Annotated in this window: 18 protein-coding genes, 1 tRNA gene and 1 rRNA gene; 10 read left to right on the top strand and 10 right to left on the bottom strand. The window is 48.1% G+C overall.

Annotation, left to right across the window (positions count from 1 at the left end; translation table 11 throughout):
• Window positions 1-2: 2 nt before the first annotated feature.
• Together VN23_RS15155 and VN23_RS15160 are read right to left on the bottom strand one after the other, a co-directional pair.
• The gene (locus VN23_RS15155; RefSeq protein ID WP_046351374.1) at window positions 3-347 is read right to left on the bottom strand and encodes a YraN family protein; all 345 of its coding nucleotides are present in this window, start codon (window positions 345-347) and stop codon (window positions 3-5) included.
• A complete protein-coding gene (locus VN23_RS15160; RefSeq protein WP_046351373.1) occupies window positions 344-1,546 on the bottom strand; it encodes a penicillin-binding protein activator in 1,203 nt (400 codons plus the stop codon). Before VN23_RS15160 ends, VN23_RS15155 begins: the two co-directional genes overlap by 4 nt.
• Between VN23_RS15160 and rsmI the strand changes: the two genes are divergently transcribed.
• A complete protein-coding gene (gene rsmI, locus VN23_RS15165) occupies window positions 1,541-2,404 on the top strand; it encodes a 16S rRNA (cytidine(1402)-2'-O)-methyltransferase (RefSeq protein ID WP_231743273.1) in 864 nt (287 codons plus the stop codon). The two genes, VN23_RS15160 and rsmI, sit on opposite strands and share 6 nt — an antisense overlap.
• A 222-nt stretch (window positions 2,405-2,626) precedes the next feature.
• Window positions 2,627-2,711, top strand: a tRNA-Leu gene (locus tag VN23_RS15170).
• Between the two features lie 109 nt (window positions 2,712-2,820).
• Here VN23_RS15170 and VN23_RS15175 read toward each other — a convergent pair.
• Entirely contained in the window at window positions 2,821-3,687 is an 867-nt protein-coding gene (locus tag VN23_RS15175) for a LysR family transcriptional regulator (RefSeq protein WP_046351372.1), read from the bottom strand.
• Window positions 3,688-3,785: 98 nt separating this feature from the next.
• Here VN23_RS15175 and VN23_RS15180 point away from each other — a divergent pair, with 98 nt between their 5' ends.
• The 4 genes from VN23_RS15180 (at window position 3,786) to VN23_RS15195 (ending at window position 6,758) form a co-directional block, all read left to right on the top strand.
• The gene (locus tag VN23_RS15180) at window positions 3,786-4,193 is read left to right on the top strand and encodes a CidA/LrgA family protein (protein WP_046351371.1); all 408 of its coding nucleotides are present in this window, start codon (window positions 3,786-3,788) and stop codon (window positions 4,191-4,193) included.
• Window positions 4,190-4,879, top strand: coding sequence for an LrgB family protein (locus VN23_RS15185; protein ID WP_046351370.1), 690 nt, complete (start codon window positions 4,190-4,192; stop codon window positions 4,877-4,879). Before VN23_RS15180 ends, VN23_RS15185 begins: the two co-directional genes overlap by 4 nt.
• A 132-nt stretch (window positions 4,880-5,011) precedes the next feature.
• Window positions 5,012-5,731 (top strand): EAL domain-containing protein, encoded by a 720-nt coding sequence (locus tag VN23_RS15190; protein WP_052746523.1) that lies wholly within the window; start codon window positions 5,012-5,014, stop codon window positions 5,729-5,731.
• Between the two features lie 232 nt (window positions 5,732-5,963).
• Window positions 5,964-6,758 (top strand): endonuclease, encoded by a 795-nt coding sequence (locus VN23_RS15195; RefSeq protein ID WP_082752927.1) that lies wholly within the window; start codon window positions 5,964-5,966, stop codon window positions 6,756-6,758.
• 99 nt (window positions 6,759-6,857) lie between these two features.
• Here VN23_RS15195 and VN23_RS15200 read toward each other — a convergent pair whose 3' ends face one another.
• The gene (locus tag VN23_RS15200) at window positions 6,858-8,180 is read right to left on the bottom strand and encodes a chitinase (protein WP_082752799.1); all 1,323 of its coding nucleotides are present in this window, start codon (window positions 8,178-8,180) and stop codon (window positions 6,858-6,860) included.
• Between the two features lie 269 nt (window positions 8,181-8,449).
• Between VN23_RS15200 and metF the strand changes: the two genes are divergently transcribed.
• The gene (gene metF / locus VN23_RS15205) at window positions 8,450-9,280 is read left to right on the top strand and encodes a methylenetetrahydrofolate reductase [NAD(P)H] (RefSeq protein WP_046351369.1); all 831 of its coding nucleotides are present in this window, start codon (window positions 8,450-8,452) and stop codon (window positions 9,278-9,280) included.
• Here metF and VN23_RS15210 read toward each other — a convergent pair.
• From VN23_RS15210 to VN23_RS15225, 4 genes are all read right to left on the bottom strand, one after another.
• A complete protein-coding gene (locus VN23_RS15210; protein WP_052746522.1) occupies window positions 9,269-11,104 on the bottom strand; it encodes a GGDEF domain-containing protein in 1,836 nt (611 codons plus the stop codon). The genes metF and VN23_RS15210 overlap by 12 nt on opposite strands.
• On the bottom strand, window positions 11,101-12,189 hold the full coding sequence (locus VN23_RS15215; protein ID WP_046351368.1) for an ABC transporter substrate-binding protein: 1,089 nt from the start codon (window positions 12,187-12,189) through the stop codon (window positions 11,101-11,103). The genes VN23_RS15210 and VN23_RS15215 overlap by 4 nt, the downstream gene beginning before the upstream one ends.
• Window positions 12,190-12,320: 131 nt before the next feature.
• A complete protein-coding gene (locus VN23_RS15220) occupies window positions 12,321-12,911 on the bottom strand; it encodes a 2OG-Fe(II) oxygenase (protein WP_046351367.1) in 591 nt (196 codons plus the stop codon).
• Complete coding sequence (locus VN23_RS15225) at window positions 12,895-14,901, bottom strand: site-specific recombinase (protein ID WP_046351366.1); 2,007 nt, start codon at window positions 14,899-14,901, stop codon at window positions 12,895-12,897. Before VN23_RS15225 ends, VN23_RS15220 begins: the two co-directional genes overlap by 17 nt.
• 416 nt (window positions 14,902-15,317) lie before the next feature.
• Between VN23_RS15225 and VN23_RS15235 the strand changes: the two genes are divergently transcribed.
• Window positions 15,318-17,288, top strand: a complete 1,971-nt coding sequence (locus tag VN23_RS15235) for a DUF2298 domain-containing protein (RefSeq protein WP_046351364.1) — start codon at window positions 15,318-15,320, stop codon at window positions 17,286-17,288.
• 57 nt (window positions 17,289-17,345) lie between these two features.
• On the opposite strand, the gene VN23_RS15240 is transcribed toward VN23_RS15235, so the two are convergent.
• Window positions 17,346-17,546, bottom strand: a complete 201-nt coding sequence (locus VN23_RS15240; protein WP_231743276.1) for a DUF1289 domain-containing protein — start codon at window positions 17,544-17,546, stop codon at window positions 17,346-17,348.
• Between the two features lie 122 nt (window positions 17,547-17,668).
• Here VN23_RS15240 and VN23_RS15245 point away from each other — a divergent pair, with 122 nt between their 5' ends.
• Complete coding sequence (locus tag VN23_RS15245) at window positions 17,669-18,487, top strand: UDP-2,3-diacylglucosamine diphosphatase (protein WP_046351363.1); 819 nt, start codon at window positions 17,669-17,671, stop codon at window positions 18,485-18,487.
• Complete coding sequence (locus VN23_RS15250) at window positions 18,484-19,530, top strand: glycosyltransferase family 4 protein (RefSeq protein ID WP_046351362.1); 1,047 nt, start codon at window positions 18,484-18,486, stop codon at window positions 19,528-19,530. The genes VN23_RS15245 and VN23_RS15250 overlap by 4 nt, the downstream gene beginning before the upstream one ends.
• Window positions 19,531-19,736: 206 nt before the next feature.
• Here the strand turns inward: VN23_RS15250 and rrf are convergent.
• Window positions 19,737-19,850: ribosomal RNA gene (gene rrf, locus VN23_RS15255) — 5S ribosomal RNA — on the bottom strand.
• Window positions 19,851-19,945: the final 95 nt, after the last annotated feature.

Here is a 19,945-nt window from a genome sequence, read left to right on the forward strand (position 1 = left end):
TTTTATCCCTCAGTGGCGTCTATACAGTTTTTGAGCCAGTTGATCGTTTCCCCTTCAAAGCAAATTGCATCAAAGCGGCAAGGCGGTAAAGGAGAAACATTTATTAGGTAATATTGTGCTGTCGCCCGCAGTTTAGCGCGTTTCGCCGGGCTTATGCTGGCCGCTGCCCCACCAAAGCGCGCATTACGGCGCTGCCGCACCTCTACAAATACTAAGGTATTACCATCCTTAGCGAGTATGTCAATTTCACCACGGCGGCATTGCCAGTTGCGCGCAATGATTTTTAAGCCCTGCTGCTGCAAAAAAATCACGGCTGCGTTTTCAGCGGCAAGGCCTAAATTATTCATGGCGCAGGAATGACCGGCGCGCTTTCTTCTGCGCTACTAAAAGTATTCAGCGTTAGTTCGCGCACAATCAGGCCACCACTGCCCAAACTAATACCACCGCTTAAGCCATCAAAATTAATCTCTTCTTTTTTACTTAATAGCGTGGCTAATTTCCAAGCATCAACGCCTAAAGCAAATAAGCGCTCAACATCATTTGATTTAGAACGAATGCGGTTTAATAAGGTGTAATCGCTGTTGAACGGATTCAAAATCCACGGTGCTTCTAAATAACGAATCCCATTCATGTCCACACGGGCCGTTCTGCTCAAATGACCAGGATTAATTTGGCTGGTGGCATAAACGGGCCGCTCATTACCCACAAAAGGGCGAGACAAGCGCGTTTGCCTCGAATTAGCCGCAAAAAAAACCGAATCATGCTCGCCTTCTTTCAGCTGATCGCGCAAAAGCTGCGCCTGGCTGCGTGCATCTTTTAAAGTAAAAATTTTAGGTAATGAGCCATTTGCCTCCTGCCAGGCATCAGCAAAACCCTGCACCATCCTTGCTGACAAAGGACTATCGCCTTGCAAAACCAGAGGCATACGCAAGCCCTCATCAAACATATGCTTGGCCATTTGCTGGGCTTCTTGCTCTATTGATAGTGAAAAGCTATAGAGCTGGGCACGACGCAATGTTTTTTCATCAAAAGAATTCAAAGCAATCACAGGAATATCAAACTCACCTGTATCCGCCAGATAATTAATGGATGGCTTAGTTAAAGGCCCGATAACCGCCACCGCACCTTGCTGGCTAAGCTGTTTAAATTGCTCCAGCACCTCTTCAGGCAAATCGTCCGTATCAAAAATTTTTACCACTGGCAGCTCAGCATTACCATTCGATTTTTCTGCCGCCAGCACCCCGGCCTTAATCGCATCCACGGCCGGGCGCATTGCTTTGCTCTTGCCCGGTAGCAATACCGCAATAAAACCATCACGGCGCACAGGTTTAGGATCGGTAGTTGGGACGAGGGGTAAAACGTGCACCGCACTTGCCTCAGCGGCGTTGGCCTGCGCTGCAATCGTAAACGTTGGTTTTGCCGCCACAGGAGGAATAACTGGCGCAGCAGCGCAGCCTGCTATGGCAGTAAGCAGTACAGCACCGTATAGTACGGACCCTAGCGCACTGCGCAATTCCGAAGCAAAAAGGAGAGCCTTAGCGTGCATACAGAATCCAATCCTATTATTAAGTCCGCATTATATGTGGTGGCCACCCCAATCGGTAACCTTAACGACATGACGCCTCGCGCCATTGCCGCATTAAAAGGGGCCGATGTGATTGCGGCCGAAGATACCCGTGTTACTGGGCAGCTACTTAAACATTTTAATATTTCAACGCCGATGGTGTCTTTGCGAGAGCACAACGAACACAGCATGGCTGAAAAACTCGTTGCCCGCATGCTGGCCGGTGAAACCATCGCCCAAGTATCCGATGCTGGAACACCTGCAGTATCTGACCCAGGTGCCCTGCTTGCTGCAGCAGCACACGCAGCCGGCTGCAAGATTATTCCTGTTCCCGGCGCTTCTGCACTAACAACCGCCTTATCAGCCAGTGGTTTTAACTGCCCGCATGCCTTGTTTTATGGCTTTTTACCGCCAAAAACCAAGCAACGCTGCGATGCACTGGCTGCGCTAAAAGAACAAAACTTCATTAGTGTATTTTATGAAGCGCCACATCGTATTGTGGATTGTTTAAACGATATGGCCAGCGTATTTGGTCCGGAGCGCGAAGCCGTACTCTGCCGTGAAATCACTAAAACCTTTGAAACCATCCGCCGCCTGCCTCTTGGCGAGCTAGCCGCTTGGGTAGCCAGCGATAGCAATCAGGAGCGAGGCGAATCGGTCGTGGTAGTGAATGCAGCACCACGAGCGACCAAAGCCGACGGGGCAGATTACGATAACGTTTTATTGCCTTTGATTGCCGAGCTGCCGCTCAAACAAGCCGTGGCTCTGGCCGTATCCATCACCGGCGCACCTAAAAATGCACTGTATGAACGCGCTTTAACGCTTAAAAAAGAAGTATAAAAATCTTTTTGGCTTGAGAAAGACAGAAAGTTTGCTGACAAATTCATCCAAGCACCCGATTCTTTGTTCAGCTGGCTGTATGAATCGGCAAACTTTCAATAAAAAAACCGCCTTAGATAACAACAATTTATATTATTTTTTAGTAAAAATACGCGATTAACGGCAGATAATGCTTGCCAAGCAAAGCGGGTTTCTACATAATCCGACTCCTGCACTGAACGAGCCCGGGTGGCGAAATTGGTAGACGCAAGGGACTCAAAATCCCTCGCCGCAAGGTGTGTCGGTTCGAGTCCGACCCCGGGCACCACTCGTTAGGTACAGATAAATCAAGGATTTCAAGGCTCAGCCTGAAATCCTTTTTTTTCGCCTGCGTTTCTGAAACAGCAAGCACAGCACTCCCTTTTTGCAAATCACCCTCACCGCAACCCCTCAATCCACGCCCTTGCTGCGTGCGATAGATAGACATCTTTGCGCCAGCCCAACGCTATTCGCCATGGAATTTCGGGCTCACTTAAGGCGGCGATCACACAGCGACCGAGGGTAATACGGCGGGCGACCGATTCGGGAAGAAGCGCCACACCCAGGCCGCTTTCAACCAAGGCCACCATAAATTCCCATTGCCCGCTTCGCCCCGCAATTTGCGGGCTAAAGCCTTGCGCTTGGCAGGCGGCCAGCACTCTATCGTTTAGCGAATAAGAAGCGCTGTAGAGTACAAAATGCTCCGTGCTCAGCTCGATCAGGCGCACGGCAGATCGGCCCTGCCATTTGGATGTTGTTGATGCAACTAAAACCAGACGGTCATCCGATAGCGGCAGCATTTCAAAGCGATTTTCATCGACGGGCAGCAGCAATCCGCCCACCTCTAGCTCCCCCGCGTCCAAGGCGGCTTCAATAGCCTTGCCTCCTTCTTCACGTAAGGTCAGCTCAATCTGTGGGTAAAGACGTTTGAAATGAGCAATCAGCGGGATAAATAACATACCGGCCAAAGGTGGCACGCCTAGCACCAACTCGCCCACCGCCATGGTATTTAGATCAGCCAATTCGGCTTGCAGGCGCGCTTCTGCTGCCAGCACTTCCTGACCACGTTTCAGTACCACGCGGCCCGCATCGGTTAAATGAAAGCGACGATATTCGCGTAGCAGGAGCGGCATACCGAGCTCTTCTTCCAGGCTTTTGACCATTTTGCTAATAGTAGGCTGAGTCACATTCAGTGCTGCAGCCGCTGCGGTAAAGCTTTGCAAGTTCACCACTTCGATAAAATAACGCAGTGCTTTGATATCCACGGCTCATGCCAAATTGGAATAGATATCATGATAATAAGTCATTTCAGCTATTTATCTAGAGGGCGTAAGATCAAGCCCTATGACAAGGAGTTGAAGTCGTGCCTAAGAAGCTGTTTTCCTTTTTCCGTGTGCTTGCCCAAATTGGCCTCTTGATTGCCATCTGGCTGGCATCTGACTGGTTTGTACGCCGCACTGGCTTGCCGGTGCCGGGCGGCGTATTGGGGCTGGGCATTGTCTTTGTACTACTGCTTTTGGGTGTGCCACTCAGTTGGGTAAAAGATGGCGCTCAATGGCTGCTAGCCGAAATGCTGTTGTTTTTTGTACCTGCAGTTGTCGCTATGGTTAAGTACAAAGCACTTTTTATCAGCGAAGGCTGGCAGCTCCTGGTGGTGATTTTCTTAGGTACGGCACTGGTGATGTGCGTGACTGCACTAGTCGTCGACCGCTTTTTTAAAATTGAACATCAGCTACGTTTGGCCAAGGCTAAAAAGCGAGCAGCATCATGACAACCTCCACCCTAGCCCTCATCTGCCTAGTGCTGACGATAGGTGCTTATGCTCTGGCCAAGTTTTTATATGCACGCCATCAGCGCTGGTGGCTGGCACCGCTGGTGTTAACGCCGGTGCTGCTGGTGGCTTTTATGCTGCTAACGCATACCCCCTATGAAACTTATTATTCCGATACCCGCTGGCTGCTATGGCTACTTGGCCCTGCGACTGTTGCTTTTGCTGTGCCTCTGTATGAATACCGCGCCCTAATGGTAAAGCACTGGCTGGCTCTATCTGCTGGCGTAATTGCGGGCTGCATCACCGCACTACTGAGCTGCGTTTTACTCGCCAAGTTATTTCATTTATCGCCTGAGCTCACCCGCAGCCTTTTGCCCAGATCAATCTCTACGCCTTTTGCACTAGCGGTATCCGATACTTGGGGTGGATCGCACGAGCTAACTGCTTTATTTGTAGTCATTACCGGCTTGATGGGCATGCTGTTTGGCGAGCTGATGCTGGTGCTATTGCCGCTTCGCTCCAGACTGGCACGCGGCGCCCTATTTGGCGCTGCGGCCCATGCAGTTGGCACGGCAAAGGCGAGAGAAATTGGCAATGAAGAAGGCGTAGTGGCCTGCATTACAATGATGGTTTCTGGCGTGGTGATGGTGTTAATTGCCCCTCTGCTTACGCCGTTGTTCGCTTAGCATCTGGCGGGTTACTGCAAAAACCACCGCCACTTCCCGCCGAAAACAACTACATGACATGTAAGTATTTTTCTTACACCACCGCATCTGAGTCATTATAAAATACGAGAATTATTCTCATTAAAAAAATCAATGCCTAAATTATCCCCAATCCTCTTGCTTGATGTCATTCAACAGCAACGGTTTGGCGTTGAATACCAGCCTTTAATTCATACGCACAGTTTAGAAACAGTCGCCCATGAAGCGCTCGCCCGTTTTTATCAGGGCGATGAGCAGCTGCTGCGTGCCGATCATTTTTTTAATGCACTACACGAAAGCCCGCTCACTTTGTTTCAAGTGGAATACCGCATGAAGCAACTGCAATTAGAAAATGCCCCCAGCGGCGAATTGTTTTTAAATCTTGATCCCGATGCCTATGCAGTGGCCGATATTGCGGGTGCAATCAATCCCTTACTTGAGCTTATTCATTGCCGCACACATGTGGTGCTCGAGATCATAGAAAATAGTGATATCTCTGATGCGCGCCAAAGCGCCAATATGGCCAAAGCATTTCATGAAAAGAATATCCAATTAGCATTAGACGATATTGGCTCTCCTCATTCCATGCTATCGCTCCCCATCTTGATTGCAGTCGATTGCTTAAAATTTGATCGCAGTTGGTTTGATAGTCTGCATCAAACCAATCATCGCATGGCTTTAGAAAGCTTGATTCGCTATGCAAAAGATTCAGGAAAACGCACTGTACTAGAAGGGATAGAAACGATAGAGCAGCTCGCCATTGCTCGTCAGCTAGATGTAGATATGGTGCAGGGCTTTTTATTTAAAGAACGCTTTGTTCATGTGCGCGCTTAAAAAGACAATTAATTCAAATCACTAAGAAATAATCCCCTATTAAGCCTCTTTTACTTCCTGTAAAAGCAATATGCTGTGCACTGCGTCTTATAAAATGCAGCTCTATTTGCCAATCACACAATAATCCGTACAGGAATAGACCGAAGCAATGCAGTTTAATAAAAAGCATAGCAATTATGTAATTGCCATAATACTTCTGATTTGCAGTTTAAGCGCTTGTGACGATAGCAGCATGGCTCAAATCGCAAAAATAGCCCATAGCCAAGAAGCCAAAACCCTCGCCAAGCTGGGTGAAATGGCCCTAGATAAAGCACTCAATCAAAAAAATGAAGTAGAACCAAACAACGCCCCAGACGAGCCGGTGGAATTAGTAAGCGGCCGTACCGCCACAGGCCCGCGGGATTTCAACCGCGCCAAGCAAGTTTTACCCGATGTATTCCGCGGTATGGAAAGCGATTTTTACTGCGGTTGCGCCTATCAGGGCAAGGAAATGGATTTAGCCAGCTGCGGCTATATACCCAGAAAAAACGAAGCCCGCGCCCAGCGCTTAGAATGGGAGCATGTTGTACCAGCCTGGGTATTAGGCCATCAGCGGCAATGCTGGCAAAACGGCGGCCGCAAAAACTGCAGCAATAATGATCCGCAATTTAAAAGCGCCGAAGGCAATCTGGTGAACTTAGTGCCATCGGTGGGCGAAGTAAATGGTGATCGCAGCAATTTTTCTTATAGCGCATGGACCAGCAAGCCCGAGCCCATGTATGGCCAATGCAAAACGATTGTCGACTTTAAAAATAAAAAAGCCCAGCCAAGGGAAGAAGTCCGCGGCCGCATTGCCCGCATCCATTTTTATATGTATGAACGTTATCAACTCAAACTATCCAGACAAGACCAGCAGTTAATGTGCGCTTGGGCCAAAACTTATCCGGTAGATGATTGGGAGATCAAGCGAGATCAGCGTATTGTGAAACTACAGGGTGATGGCAATCATTTTGTGAGTGAAAAAACAACAGCTGCTTTTTGCACCTAAACACGTACGCCTTAATAAGCCATTGCGTAAGTCGGGTTAGCAGTTTTACCGCGTAACCCGACGCCCCTACAACGACACAAGCATGCCCGCCCTAAAATGCTAAGGCAGTGTTTTTAAAGCAGCGGCCGCAGGTTTAGAAAAATTATACCCATCGTACTTATCCCAATTAATCGACCATGTCATCACGCCACGGTAATCGGGATACGCTTTAGCTGGCTTGATACTGCCGCAGCTTTGTAGCTTGGTCAGGCAGCTGAGTGAATCAGCCACCACTTTGGCGGTCACAAAACCACGACCAGCGGATCGTGGCCCCGATGGCACGCCGAATGCCACCTGATCCGGGCGCAAGCCTTTGAAAGCCCAACCCGTGCCATAACTAGTAGAGAAGCCTTCGATCAGCATCATGCTACCCGCCACCAGCGCATCCACCGTACCTTCGTTGAGCGTGGCAGTAGAATACGGCGAGGTAAAACCGCCGTTATTGTAATACTGCACATGCAGCACCGTTAGCTCATCCCGCAGGCCATCAATAATCGGTAGGTAAGCACCCCAAATACTACCGTATGAAATATATCCTCCCTGCACATAAGGATGCTCGGGAGCCATAGACAGATAAAAACTTGGCCCCACCCTAGCTTTAAGCTGCTTCACGCCGGTAATCAGATTATTAATAATCGGCGCACCAACCGAAACACCGCTGCCACTCTCCAAATCCAGATCAATCCCATCAAAGCCGTATTTAGTGATGATGGCATAGAGACTATCAACAAAGTGGCTAACATCTGCCGCCGTATTCAGCGTGATCGAGCCATCTTGCCCGCCTAAAGACAGCACCACTTTCTTACCCTTGGCCTTGAGGGCCGCCACATCGGCAATAAATTTCGCCTCACCACCAGCATTTTTATCCAGATTAAACGCCACATTGCCGCTGCCTGCGTTATCAGCAAAAGCCACGACCACCACATTCCAATCATCACTCACCAGAGCCAGAGGGAAAGTATCGCCCGCTGGATTGGTGAAGTTATGCCAGTAGCCTACCAAAGCATGTTTAGGCAGAGTACCTGGTGTTGGTGTTGGTGTTGGTGTTGGTGTTGGTGTTGGTGTTGGTGTTGGCGTTGGCGTTGGCGTTGGCGTTGGCGTTGGCGTTGGCGTTGGCGTTGGCGTTGGCGTTGGCGTTGGCGTTGGCGTTGGCGTTACTGCAATTTCTTTCCACAGAGCAGGCGTTGCCGCCGGATTCCAATTGGTTCCCACATAGGCAGTATGCGTCACCAACGCTTGATAGGTTTTACCTGCATACGTCACTTGAGTGCCGCTGCTATAGGTCTTTCCCTCCTGCCAGTTATCCAAAGCGAAAGCTGAAATACTCAACATCAGCGAGGCAATTAACACGGCAATACGGGTGCTGCTAGTCTTTTTAGTCATAACTCCATCCTTATTAAGTATATTGAAAGTGCCCACTACTTTCTATGAAGCAGTCATAAGCACGGCGTCAGCATACAACAAGGCGATAAGAAGCTAAGCCTTTGAATTTAAAAAAATACCTCTTGAAATATCGCTACGCGTAGTCTAATAAATGCGGCAATTCCAACCATAATTTGCTCATTTCTTTCATATTTGCAATGAATAGCCTGCATGCAATAAACAGAGAGGCAATGTTAAGATGATTTGATTAGTACAGAGGATAAAAAATCATGACGCCTTCCCCTATCAGCTTTGAGTTTTTCCCCCCGAGAACGCCAGAAGGCGCAGAGAAACTACGCACAACGCGTCGGCAATTGGCGCAATTTAAGCCTGAATTCTTTTCGGTGACCTTTGGCGCCGGTGGTACAACGCAGGAAGGCACGCTGAACGCCGTGCTGGATATCCAGTCCGAAGGCCATGCTGCTGCGCCACACCTATCCTGTGTAGGCTCATCCAAAGAAAGTATTCGCAGCATTGTACAAAACTATAAAGACCACGGCATTCGCCATATTGTGGCTTTGCGGGGCGATATTCCTTCGGGAATGGGGGATTTTGGCGAGTTTCGTTATGCCAATGAATTAGTGAGTTTTTTACGCGATGAATTTGGTGATTGGTTTCATATTGAAGTGGCGGCCTATCCCGAGTTTCACCCGCAAGCCCAAAGCGCGGAAGCCGATATTCGCAATTTTGTGAATAAAGTGCGCGCAGGTGCTAATTCGGCCATTACCCAATACTTTTTTAATGCCGATGCTTATTTCCGCTTTGTAGACGAAGTGAATGCGCGCGGCGTAACGATTCCTATTGTGCCGGGCATTATGCCTATCCAAAACTTTAGCCAATTGGCACGTTTCTCTGATATGTGCGGGGCAGAGATTCCCCGCTGGCTCAGGCTGCGTTTACAAGCCTTTGGCGACGACACGGCATCGATCCGTGCCTTTGGTCTGGACTTTGTAACCGAGCTATCAGATCGCGTTTTAGCGGGTGGTGCACCCGGCCTGCATTTCTATACGCTCAATGCCGCGGGTGCTGTATCTACTGTTTGCCAGCGCTTAGGTCGCTAAATCAACAAACTGCACCTGATTGCGTCCGCCCCTCTTTGCACGATAAAGCGCTTTATCTGCCATACGCAAGAAGTCAGCCGCGCTGACTTCTTCTGGCCCTGCATAAGTGGCAAGGCCTTGGCTAATCGTCAACGCAGAGCCATCTTCATGTAAAAGCCCAAGTTTAATAACCGCTAAACGAAGCCGCTCGGCCAGTAGTTTGCCCACATGCAAATCGGTATTAGGCAATAACAGAACAAACTCTTTCTCGCCAATCCGTGCCGCACAATCACCTGAACGCTCCGCAAACTTTCCTAATACTGCGGCGATTTTCTGCAAGGCGATATCCCCCGCATCCCGGCCATGAGAATCGTTATATTGCTTAAATAAATCCACATCCAGCACGATCAATAAAAGCGGCTTGCTGTGGCGCTTTGCTCTGCGCATATCTTGCAAAAGCACCTCATCAAAAGTGCGCCGATTGGCAATTCCAGTTAAAGCATCATGCCCCGCTAAACGCTCTAATTGCTGATTAGCAGCCAGCAAAGCATTCTTCGTTTCTTGCAGAGATAACTGCTGGCGGCGATGCGCTAATACATTGGAACATAAGCCCGCCACTAGGGGGAGTAAGCGCATTTCTAATTCAGAATACTGGCGATGCTGATCGGATAAACCTGCAAATAAAACGCCTAGGCGTTCGCCATTAAAATCTAAAGGCAAAGCGACCAGCTTAGCCAAATGTAAATCACGGCATAATGCCGCTTCACCGCTTTCTTCAGCCAATTCATTTGGCACACTCATCATAAAAGCAGCTTGTGAATTCAGTTTCTTTTCACTTAATGGAAACAAATTACGCTTTGCTAAAGTAAAATCAGGCCGAATTTTCTTATTGCCCTTATGCCATAAATAAACGCTGCCTTGTTGAATCTCGCCTGCAAAATGAACTGCCACTAAAGTATCAAGCCCCATCAGCTGGCCCGTGTCTTTTAAGGTTTGCTCTAAGCCAAATTCAGCCCCATCCAGCGGCATACTTAAATATCGAGCCGCATCTTTGGATAGCAATTGTAAAAATTCGGACAAATAAAACGATTCATCAGTACGCTGTGCAACTTCAACCTCTAATTGATCACGACTCTCGGCTAAGGCATGAATTAATTGCCCCCGCTCCTTTTGCTGGTGCAATAAATTACTCTGTAAATTCGCAAAACCTTGCAATAAATTATCCAATTCATCCCGCACAGGACTTTCAAATAAAGGCGGTGGAGGAGCGGTATCTAAATGATCAGGGCGCAAAAGATGGGTATGAATCGTCAATGCATCCAAACGCCTTAATACCACTTTGCGTAAAAAAAGCTGCAAGGCAAATAAGAGCCCCATCACAAATAATAATTGGGCAAGTGCAAAAGGCAATACCCGATAAGCAACCTGTTTCCAGATTTCATAACGATCGCTGATCAAAGTTAAGCGGCCAACAGGAATAATGCTGCTCTTATGCATTAATTCCACGGTATAGCTTAATTCTTTCGAAACCTCGTCACTCACCCCTCGCATATAACGAGCACCACTGGGTGTAATCAGCGCAATGCCTGCCACGCTGCTTACTGCCGAGAGGCTATCAAGCTCTTCAGTAATCGCAATCGGATCAATATCCCATAGCGCAGCGCTTAAGCGAGGCCGGTGCTCTTGAGCAAGACTCACTAGCTGCGCATGTAAATTCTCAGCAACATCAAAATAACTCAGTACCGAATAAACCATAACAATCACGAGCATCAGCAAAAAACCAATGCGATATAAAATTTTACTTAGCCGCTGTGCGATCGGCTGAAAGTGCTTACGTGCGCTCATTGTAATAAGGACTCTAAAGAAAAATCATACTGCTTTACTTTGGGATTAAGTGTTTTGCTATAGCTAGAAAAATGAATTTTCTTAACACCATGCGGGCTAAACCGGTCTAGAAATAAATGGGCGTTCGACGGGCTGACTAAACCAAATAAAGGCAATTGCATTTGTGTGCCCTGCCCAATAAAGTCCCGACCATGAGCATAATCATACAGCAGCACCATGCTCCATGCTCCCACCATAAAATGCCCGGCAGATAGAGTAGTCAAGCGGCCATTTTTTACCATCATGACTGCATCATTGGAATAATTAATGGCAGAGACTAGAACTTCTTTATGTGGCCCTTTACGCTGCTCCAAGCTAGAAATCACCCCAAACGCCATTAGATCGCTGGCGCACCAAACCGCAGCCGCCTGAGGGTAGCGATCGCTCAGTACATTCATCTGCTCTGCAGCAAGCCCTCTACCCCAATTGCCATAAACAATCTGCTTAAGTTGTACCTTGGGAAACTCTTGCAAAGCCTTTTGCAAACCCTGCACGCGCGCCTGAGATGCTGGCGTCGATTTATCCCCTGCAATTGCAACTAATTGATAGAAGCCATTAGCAGCAGGTTTTTGCGTTTGCACTAATCGTGTTAATAAAGCCTTGCCCGTCAAATAACCAGCCTGCTGATTATCCGGATATAAACTACCTATCCAATATTTAAAGTGGGAGCGGGGCGGCCCGAACTGCTTCATTTGCTCAGGCGTTAAATCATTCAATGTAAGCAGAGTAGGAATCTGTGCCTGCTCTGCAATCGCCAATAAAGGGGGGGCCATTTGCCTTTCATTAACCACAATTAAATAATCAGGCTTGGGCCCTTCAGCCAGCGTTTTTTGTAACAAAGAAGGCATACGCAAATGATCACGATCTGCATAAACAACCCTGAACTCCATGCCCAAATTTTGCGCAGCCGCAGCCATAGCCTGGCTGACGCTCAGCCAAAATGTTTCACTTTGTTTGCCCGGATTAATAAATAAAACCGAAATAGCCCACGAAGGCGAGCTACTTAATAGCAAGATCAAAATACAAAAACGACGAAGTAAGCTCATCTGTCACCCCTATATAGCAAAGAGGTGAAACTCTTATTCTGCATTGATACCGCTTCCCTAAAGGCCTTACTGATATGGTTGAACGAATAGCAGGAGTAAAGTTTACACTTTACTCCTGCTATTGTGCTGAATCACATCGATCTGCGACGAAACCAACCTGTTAATGATAAACGCTCACGCTTACTAATTAAGACCTCATGCTCAAATCGATTAGATAAAAACACCACCAACTTGCCTCCTTCGGGAAGGATATCTAAATAATTCGCTTCGTCTAGATATAAGCGCAGCTCTCCCCCATCATCTTTTTCCCACTCCGGGTTTAAATATAAAACCATTGTTACCACCCGAGCATCTTCGCCCCGGTGCTGATCTAAATGACGCGAATAAAAACTACCAATCGGATAGGCCGCAAAATGGCACTCCAACTCACTCAAACCCAAATACAAAGCCGCATTCAGCTCGTTTTTCAAATCATCTAACTGGCTTAATACCTTAGCCGCAATGGCATCTGTAGGCTCAACCCAGCAAATATCATCTCCACGGATCTTCTCAATCACCGTATGGCCGGCTTGTCTGCCTACACCAGCCCGATGAAATAAATCGCGCCGCTCTTGCATCACGGTAGCAAGGATATTGACCTCGGCATGCTCTAAAAACTCTGGCATAACGGCAAAGCCATGCTCTGCCAAACCATCGATGATTGACTCAATGCCTATTGCCATTTGCTTCACTCGATACTTCTTCTTTAGTTGGAATAAAAAAGTCTGCAGGCCGTTTTAAAAACCGGCTTATCAACTGGCCCAGTAAAGGCCTTGTCTGGCGAAACGATAGTTTACGCGAACGTAATGCAACCCAAAGCGCCAAAGTGAAACTAATCACTAAATTGGTCATCCCAATCAAAGCAACTCCAAGGAGGGAAATCACAAGTACATGCCAATCCATTTGGAAATTTTGTGCAACAAGTGCAAAAGAAAAATTGGCAGATGAAAATGTAATATGCCGGATATCAATCGGCAGCCCCAACAGAGCACCTATTGTACCAATAGATCCAAGCATAATCCCAAAATAGAAATTCCCCGCAAGAGCACCTAAATTATGCTCAATATAATTAGCCATCCTTTGCGTTCTGGCAGTACCAAACAAGCGATTCAGCCAAGGCAGAGCAGCAATTCGTTCAGGAATCTCATTATAAATTGCTTTGTTATCGTAATAACCTGAAATCAAACCCGACATAAATAAGCATACCCCGGCAATAGCTGCATGGAAAATAGCCAGGCTGGCAATCGGGCTTAAATCTTGCAATAAATGATTAGCTTTGTCTGTGTTAACAAAGGCCTCACCCAGCTGCCATTGCCAAGCCATACCAATCAGCAATGCCACCGGCATGGCCAGTAAAACATTGCCGGCAATCGCCACAAATTGCGTTCTGAATACTTTAACAATCAGCTCAACCAAATCACTCAAACCATCTTTTTGCTTAGAAGATAAATGAATCGATGCGGCAATTTTAGCTGCCGTCATTGCGGGCTGCTTTGTCGCCACCGTAAAGTGCATGATATGGATAAACATAAAGCCAAATGCATAATTCATGCTAAAAGCAATCGCTTCGAGCAGCAAAGGCAGGTGCGCTTTAGTAATCAGAATTTTTAACATGGCCATAAAGCCAACAATCACCCCGGCACCGGCGGCTGATTTAAACATCCCTGCCCAATCGCGGCGCGTTTCGGCAATATAGTGCTCACCTGTATGGCTGGCATGTTCGGTGACCTGTAAGGCCAACAACTCGGTATTTTCTGCAAATAAATCTTTCAAGCTGTACTTGCGATTTTCTGCCGTTACAAAAGCATGCAGGGTGCACAGCAAAGTGGCTGATTTTTCCGGGGATGGGTCAGGATTAGCTAAAGTCAGTAATGTTTTTAAGCGATCAATATGCTGACGCAATCGAATCAATAAATAGGTCAGGCTAACTGACACGCCTTGCTTGGCGGCGTTTTTACGTACTTTGGCAATGACTTCTTCGCATTGCGCCAGCAATACACGAATCTGTAAATCATCTTCACTGGGCTTACCATCATGAATTAAATCTTGGCGATAGCGCTCTATCCACGCCAGTGTTTCAACATTCTGCCGCACAAAGGGAGATTCAAACCGCTCAATATCCGGATGATTTTTTACAATTTCCGGCTCAAGCCCAATGGCAGAAACACGGCAAGATAAAACCTGAATCGCTTCCAACATTTGCACCAAAGTGCGGTTAATACTTTCTCTGTCTGTTTCATCATGAAAATGCAATGCCAAGCCTAAATCCTGCCACACTTCATGCGGTACATTACCAAACCACACATAATCATCGGAGTAATTAAAAGCAGCGCCAAATAAATCTTTTAATGACGATAAATTAAGCTTAGGCGGCAGCAGTCGATGGCCAATTCGCCTCACCAGTGCGTCATAAAGGCTTTCATTCGAAAGAATGCCGGTATCGGTATAAAGATGTACTTGTTTTGTGGTCGACAACAGATGCAATAAATGGCGGCGCAAAGCGGCACGCAGCTCGATATTTTGTTCAAGTAAATAGCATAACGCTTGAATATTGTTCACAGCTTGCGTGGTGTTTTCAGCTTTAGCCGGGCGCAATTCGGCAATCAGTTGGCAAAGTAGCTCAAAGGCATGATCTACCGTGGCTGTTTGCATTAATTTCAGTATTTTTTCCATTCAGTACTCTTTGTTAAATCCAGATAAAACGCTTAAAGCGCCACACGTTTCTATTACCGCTTAAGGTGTCATTACCTGCCGCCCTTCATATCATTATTCTGCAGACCATAAGCAGAGCAAACTCTTTTGTGAGCGGCGATCAGCAAACAGATCATAAAAAGCTGAGTAAGCCCATACAGAGTGCAAGTAGACGCGCAAGCTGCCTGATGTGGATTGAACGGGAATCACACACGCTTGGCAAGCCGCCTTTTTCCCCTTTTTATATTTATAGCGCCCAGAGCTTGGCTTAGCTGAATAGTAAGCACATACAAAACGAGGGTGATTGTCAGCTAAAACAAGCCATTAGCACTCATTAAATCATTTTAAGCTTGCACTTATGTACAATCAGTCAGCAAAGCCTTATATCGGAGCAAGCAATGCATTTGATTTACTTGGTGCTAACAGCAGCCATTCTACTTGTAAATTTAGCCGCACTAGGCCGCCTATTTAGTCGCTACTTCGCCGATGCACAACTTGCAAGAGCGGCCGGAACACTTACTCTGCTGACGGGCCTATTCTTTATCGAGCATTTTATCGGTCTGGGCCGTTTAAGCTGGGTTTGGCCACTTAGCACCCTCATCAGCTTGCCCATATTATTTAGCCACTGGAAATCCGGTGGCTGGCGATCTGAGCTGCCATTCTGGCTATCCTTTGCCTATGTGTTTGCTTGGCGCTTTGTTTTCCCCGATATTGATGGCCAATCTGAGCATCTGACTGATTTGGCCTTTGTATCCAACTACCTCAGTGGTATGCAGCTTCCTCCTATCGATGTTTGGCTGCCCGCTTACCGCTTTGATATTTACTACGGCTTTTTACATTACGCCACCGCCTTGATGGGCCGTGTATTGGCGCTAGATGCTGGGCGAGCCATGAACTTTGGCTTTTGCCTGACCATCGCATTTACCATCAGCTTGGCTTGGAGCGTGGCAAGCCATTTTTTTACTTCTCGCTGGAAAAAAGGCCTGGTTATCGCAGCACTCTTAGTCGGCGGTACAGGCGTGGCCCCGCTGTTACCTGTGCTCTATGGAGCGGCCAACAGCGATCAAGCTGCAATTAGCCAGCTCTGGGCCAATACGCGATTTGCAGGGCTTTATGATCAACAGATCAATACCTCAGCAGGACAAGCACTTTTTCCCAAAGCAGCCCCAATTTCAGATGATGCAGCACCTCGCGAGCTACCACTGGAAACGCTGTCTTATTACATTTACCTTGGTGATTTACATCCGCCATTAGCAGGCTTTGCTCTGCTCTTTTTTGTGCTGGCGCTAATGATCCGGCTGGAAAACGAAGACAAAGCCAAACCACTGGCCTTTGCCTTAGGCGCGAGTGTGCCGCTGCTGCTTGCGATAAATGCCTGGAATCTGCCCTTGCAAGGCTTATTGGTCTTGGGGTGGTGCATCTATCGCCGGGCAGGTCGGCAAGCTTGCTATTTAAAATACTTGCTTGCTGGTGCTGGCTGCGCCTTAGCTCTGCTCTACCCCTTTATCAATAGCTACGCGCCGAATGCATTATCTGCGGGCTTTGCCTTAGTCACAGCAGAAGACCATACGCCACTGCGCCAAGGCTTAGCTGTTTGGTGGCCGGTCTTACTGCTGGCCACTTTGGCTCTAGGCCAAGGGCCTAAAAATCGGCTGGCATTCTGGAGTGGGGCAGGGGTTTTACTGCTGCTTGGCTTGATGGAGTTCGTGTATATCAACGATCCGCTTTCGGGCACTTATAACCGCTTCAACTCCACCTTAAAGTGGTGGTCCTGGCTTTATCCAGCGGCACTCTTATTGCTTGGCTCTATTGTGCTTAGTAGCCCTAAGCGCTGGCAGCAGTATCTGGCCGCCGTGCCACTGATCGCCGTCTGCGCCTATGCTTTGCCACAGGCACAATATTGGTACCATCACCCTAAAACCAGCCTTGGGCAATTTGCTGGCGATGGTTGGTTAAAAAATGATTATGTTCATCGGGCAATTTTGAATCATCTGCGCGTGGTAGAAAAAGGTATCGTTTTAGAGGGATTAGACGGCGGCTCCTACACGCCTGCCAGCGCGTTTGCCCTGCACAGCGGCCAAGCTGCGGCTCTAGGTTGGCCAGATCATGAAAGCCTTTGGCGTAATCAAGCGCCTTTTATTCAGGCTGAAGCGGGTAAAATCCGCGCCTTCTATCACGCGTCCCTGCCCAACGCTGATGCTTGGCTCAAAAGTCAGAATATTCGCTACATTGTTTGGAGCCGCTTCGATCAGGCTCGCGGACCAGAAGCGTTTGCAACGCTACGTGCGCAATTAGAGCCACACTATGCATGGCGGATGCTGGTGATCGAAAACGGCATTGAATATGGAGTTTGGGAGCTGCGTAGCTAAACCTAGCCCTGACAAGAGCGGCCATTGCCACTCTTATCTACTGACCCTGCGCATAAGCTATCTAAGCCAAGGCGCAACTTTGCCGCCCTGCCGCCATTGCTCTTCTAGGCGTGCCCAGATTTTATCTTTCTGCTCATCACTCATCATCACCCAAGTTGAAACCTCGACCACATCGCGGCCGCACCCCCGGCATATATCATCGCCTAAGGCGGTCGAACAAACGGCAATACACGGTGAATCGGGGCGCTCTTTTTTCAATATCTTATCTCCCAAGCATGGTTGTGGCGGAAAAGTTCCACTCACCCTGTTCAAACTTCTATATCACTGATCTGTCATATAAAACCGGCATCATTGCTCCATTACCTCCAAGAGCTACCAGTATGTCGGAGATCACTCTCAAGTTTCGTAGCATTTGGATCTCTGACCTGCACCTTGGTACATCAGGCTGCCAGACCGCTTATTTACTCGATTTTCTCAAGCATTGCGATGCCGATCATCTTTATTTAGTTGGCGACATTATCGATGGCTGGGCCTTAAAACGCTCTTGGTTCTGGCAACAAAGCCACAATGACGTCATCCAGAAAATCCTTAGAAAAGCCCGCAAAGGCACCAAAGTAACCTATATCCCCGGCAATCATGACGAAGGCGCACGGCAATTCCTAGGGCTGATGTTCGGTGAGATTATCATCGAAGATGAAGTCATTCACACCATGGCCAATGGCAAGCGCTTCCTTGTGCTGCATGGCGATCGCTTCGACGGCGTTGTGCAATGCGCAAAATGGTTGGCGATTGTGGGCGATCGGCTCTATACCATTACATTGAAACTAAACCATTGGTTTAACCGGGCTCGTGCACGGATGGGCTTAGGTTATTGGTCCTTGTCGCAGTTTCTGAAACACAAAGTAAAGTCGGCAGTGAGTTTTGTCTCTAATTTTGAAACGGCCGTCGCCGCCGAAGCCAAAGCACTCGGCCTGGATGGCGTAATTTGCGGCCATATCCATAAAGCAGAAATGCGTGAAATCGATGGGGTGCTCTACTGTAACGACGGCGACTGGGTAGAAAGCCTGACCGCCCTTGTTGAGTTACAAAATGGCGAACTCCGTATCCTAACTTGGCAAAAGTTTTTTATCGACCAACAAGCCGAACTAATCGACCTGTACGCCCCTAACTCTCCCCTTTTCGAAGGAATGACAGCATGAATATTCTGATTGTGACTGATGCATGGGAACCTCAAGTCAACGGCGTGGTTCGCACTCTCAAGCAAACCCGTCAAGAACTGGAACATCTTGGTCACATCGTTGACGTGCTCTCCCCACTCGAATTCAAAACCATTCCCTGCCCTACTTACCCCGAAATCCAACTGTCTTTATTCCCCGGCAGAAAAATTGCGCAACGCATCAAAGCATTTAACCCAGATGCCATTCATATCGCCACCGAAGGTCCCTTAGGTCTATCGGCCCGCCGCTATTGCATCCGCAACAAACTACCATTCACCACCGCCTACCATTCTCGTTTCCCAGAATATGTACAGCTACGCATCGGCATTCCTCTTTCTTGGACTTACGCTTGGTTGGCCCGCTTTCACAATGCAGCAGAAGCCGTCATGGCCCCTACACATGTCGTAGTAAAAGACCTAGAAGCGCGCGGTTTTAAAAATGTGGTGATATGGTCACGCGGAGTAGACCTGAAAATATTTAGCCCCGGTAGCAGAGACCGCCTCCAAACGCGCCACCCTATTTTTGTATACGTAGGCCGCGTGGCTGTAGAAAAAAATATAGAAGCATTTTTAGAGCTAGATTTACCCGGCTCAAAATGGGTTTGTGGTGATGGCCCAGCCGCCGCTCAGCTACGCAGCAAATACCCTAATATCAACTGGCTAGGTGTACTCAGCCAAGAGGAGCTTGCCCAAGTCTATAACGCAGCCGACTCCTTTGTTTTCCCATCAAAAACAGACACTTTCGGCCTCGTCCTGCTAGAGGCCATGGCCTGCGGCTGCCCGGTTGCAGCTTATCCAGTAACCGGCCCAATCGACGTCATCGGCCAAGACGGGCCTGGTGCCCTCAACACAGATCTGCAAAAAGCCTGCTTAGACTCTTTAAAATTAAACCGCGAAGATGTGCGCAAACACGCAGAGAAATTCTCATGGGCAGCAGCAAGCCAGCAATTCCTGGCCCACCTACACCCATTCACCCCAACCGCCCAAAATGAGCTGGCACTAAACCTTGCAAACACCGGCGAATAAACCATAAAACGCATGAAGAATGTCAGTCCTCCGCAGGTCGGGTTAGCGGTCTGCGTGCGAGGTTTACCTCGCTCAGCGATATTGCGTAACCCAACACGCAAACCACAGAGGCTTGATTTTGTAATTGCACTGCAGCGGCTTTCCTTTCGCGCAAAGCAAAACCCCCGCCTCTTTCGAGTACGGGGGTTCTGTTTACTGCATAAGGTGTCTGGCAATGACCTACTTTCACACAGGTAATCTGCACTATCATCGGCGCTAAGGTGTTTCACTGTCCTGTTCGGGATGGGAAGGAGTGGGACCACCTCGCTATGGTCGCCAGACTTTAACGGGTTAACACGTTGTGCTTATTGCTCCACAACGCATTCAGTTCAATAGAAGAAGTAATTCAATACTCAAACTTAACTCTTAATCTGGG

It is taken from the genome of Janthinobacterium sp. B9-8, from assembly GCF_000969645.2.
Lineage (GTDB): Bacteria > Pseudomonadota > Gammaproteobacteria > Burkholderiales > Chitinibacteraceae > Iodobacter.